Origin of the sequence: Intestinibacter sp. (assembly GCF_034113885.1) — a bacterium.
In the GTDB taxonomy this organism is placed as follows: domain Bacteria; phylum Bacillota; class Clostridia; order Peptostreptococcales; family Peptostreptococcaceae; genus Intestinibacter.
Map to the genome: position 1 here is coordinate 1 of NZ_JAXEWM010000111.1, position 2,078 is coordinate 2,078.

Below are 2,078 nucleotides of genomic sequence, written 5' to 3' on the forward strand. Positions count from 1 at the left end.
TCTTAGGTTTTCTAAGGTACTATCAAAAAATAGCTTATCATACAGGTACGCAAGCTACTAAAATATTTTTTAGTTCTCTACGTTCATTATAACATATCCTATCAACAAAAAGTATAAATTGTTGTTAGAATTGTTGATAGAACTGCGATATTTACCATCTTCTTTTATATTTCTTCTTATGCTTAGCATTATAAGTATTCTCTAATATAAGAAACTTGCTCCAATAATATTCCCCTAGAGGATCTTTAAAAGCGTGTCTATGTGCTTCTTCCTCTAAGAATTGCATTTCTGTATAAAATTTATCCATACCCTTTATCCTCCTTTTATAACTCTAAAAGTTTTCTCCAAGTGTTAGGACCAACTATACCATCATCATTTATATTCCATTTTCTCTGCATCCATTTAACTGCATTTTCTGTATCATTCCCAAAAATTCCATCAGGATTTGCACCACACCTTAATTGAATCCAAGTAGTAATATTGCCACTAGCACCCTTTCTAACTACAGGACAAGCACTTAGAGTTAATTCTCCTGGTATTCCATCTTCAACAAGAATATTGTTATTTTTATCTCTAAAACCTTGTGCATTTAATTCTCTTTGTAATTGCAAATAGATATTATCTGTAGCAACTTGAGTTGTTGCATTATTTACAACTACTTGCTTATTACCATTTAAAACTCCCTCGTTGAACTCATTCACATCACACACACCATTTACACCATTAATATAACCCTTCTCTGTGTATTGGTGTCCTATACGATTTACAAAATCATTACTAGGCAAGTTCCATGGATTGTTATTATAATTAGCCTCCCAAAGTTTAAGTGTCTTAAATCTTTCTACATCTATATATTCATTAAGGAATGAAGTATAAGTATATATACCTATTTCCATACTAGTTAACTGGTTAAACCTTCCAATAAACCTTGCAATATAATCGTTAAGTCCTGGGAAGTTGACCTCTACATCTAACATAGGTACAAGGTTATTCTGGTAGTTGATAATCTCCTTGTAAAAATTTTCTGCTTGTGTTTCAGGTGCTGATGTACCTACAAGGAAATGGTAAAATCCTACCTTTGCCCCTATGGTCTTTGCACCACCATAAAAAGCTGATTTGCAACTATCTTGAAAAGTTGTACCTTCTGTAGCTTTAATGTAAACACACTCTACTCCACTATTTTTAACACCTGCAAAGTTAATAGCACCATTGTTATTACTTATATCTATTCCTTTCATATAATCACCTCATTTTTTATAAAAAAATAAGAGTAAGCATAAAGCCTACTCTGTTTTACCAATTTGCTTAAATACTTGGTTTCCGTATACAGTAACACCAACTACAAGTATTCCTTGTATAATTGCATCTACATTAATACCCTTAATAGCTAACGCTAAGCCTATTCCAATAGGTAATAACACTAATGGAATATATTTATCCTTTATTACTTCTATGCCCTTTACAATGGCTCCTATAACGTATAAAACTGGTATTAGAATTAAACAATTCTCTACAATGTAATTCATAAAATCATCTCCTAAATATATTTTATTCAAAAAGTGTCTTAAAAAGTGTCTTAAGTGTCCTTTATATAAATCTAAACAATATTGCTATTGCTCCTGTAATGATAGCACCTAAAGCAGTTCTCCATAGCCACTTGTTGCTATCCTCTAAATCTGCAATTCTATGGTTAGCAACTGCGATTTTCTCCTCTACAGAACTTAACTTTAAATCTGTATTCTTATTGTAGTTTTCTAGCATAGTTTCTATTTTTATTAACCTTTCTCTTATGTCTTGTATATCCTTCTCATTTTCCATAGTGGCACCTCACTTTTTTACATATAAAAAAAGACTAGATTTCTCTAATCTCTAAATTTTTGTTGTAGCATTTATATTTAATCCTTTATTTTCAGATTGAGAATCTATTAATGTCGCATTATATTTATTCCCTGGTGCTATAACATTTCCATCTATTATATCTGCTATTGTTGGAGTTGTACCTTCTGCTATTGTGGTTGATATAGCTTTATAGCTAGGATAATCTGTTCTGCCATAATTAAAAATATTATTTTTTATTA

Annotated in this window: 5 protein-coding genes; all 5 read right to left on the reverse strand. The window is 30.9% G+C overall.

Translation table 11 applies throughout. The features are described from left to right. Positions 1-151: 151 nt before the first annotated feature. Positions 152-307: a hypothetical protein gene (locus SPD90_RS06690; RefSeq protein ID WP_320924718.1), complete on the reverse strand. Its 156-nt coding sequence runs from the start codon at positions 305-307 to the stop codon at positions 152-154. Between the two features lie 16 nt (positions 308-323). Continuing rightward, the gene (locus tag SPD90_RS06695; RefSeq protein WP_320924719.1) at positions 324-1,238 is read right to left on the reverse strand and encodes a GH25 family lysozyme; all 915 of its coding nucleotides are present in this window, start codon (positions 1,236-1,238) and stop codon (positions 324-326) included. Positions 1,239-1,283: 45 nt separating this feature from the next. Continuing rightward, positions 1,284-1,526: a phage holin family protein gene (locus SPD90_RS06700; RefSeq protein ID WP_320924720.1), complete on the reverse strand. Its 243-nt coding sequence runs from the start codon at positions 1,524-1,526 to the stop codon at positions 1,284-1,286. 61 nt (positions 1,527-1,587) lie between these two features. Then, a complete protein-coding gene (locus SPD90_RS06705; RefSeq protein WP_320924721.1) occupies positions 1,588-1,818 on the reverse strand; it encodes a hemolysin XhlA family protein in 231 nt (76 codons plus the stop codon). 51 nt (positions 1,819-1,869) lie between these two features. Next, on the reverse strand, positions 1,870-2,078 hold a 209-nt coding region (locus tag SPD90_RS06710; protein ID WP_320924722.1), incomplete at its 5' end, for a hypothetical protein.